This window comes from Pseudomonas sp. DE0010, from assembly GCF_007680745.1.
Classification (GTDB): Bacteria; Pseudomonadota; Gammaproteobacteria; order Pseudomonadales; family Pseudomonadaceae; genus Aquipseudomonas; species Aquipseudomonas parafulva_B.
The window spans coordinates 1-366 of record NZ_VEJQ01000078.1; the positions used below are offsets into that span (position 1 = coordinate 1).

General features: G+C 65.6%; 1 pseudogene. It reads right to left on the minus strand.

Going from position 1 to position 366, the window contains the following annotated elements:
* Positions 1-366: pseudogene (locus tag FS767_RS21715) on the minus strand (mechanosensitive ion channel family protein); the annotation flags it as partial.

Consider the following 366-nt stretch of genomic DNA (forward strand, 5'->3'; position numbering starts at 1 on the left):
GGTCGATCAGGGTGGCGATCATCAGGATGACCGCGATGGCGTAGATGACGATCTTGCTGACCTGGACATAGCCCTTGATCGGCTTGAGCCGCGCCGAGGGCCGGCGCGAATAGAGCACGTTGACCACGTTCAGGGCGCTGCCCAGGGCCAGGGCGATGGTCAGCACGATGAAGGCGCTGCAGACGTTCTGCACCACGGTGACCAGGGCCTCGGGACGCCCGGGCACCAGTTCGATGCCGATCGACAGCACCAGGGCCGGGACGATGTTGGCCAGCCGGCCGATGACGCGGTGGTGATTGAGCTCCTGGTCCTGACCGAAGGAGGTGCTGCGCAGCAGGCGATAGAAGCCGCGCACCAGGATGCGCT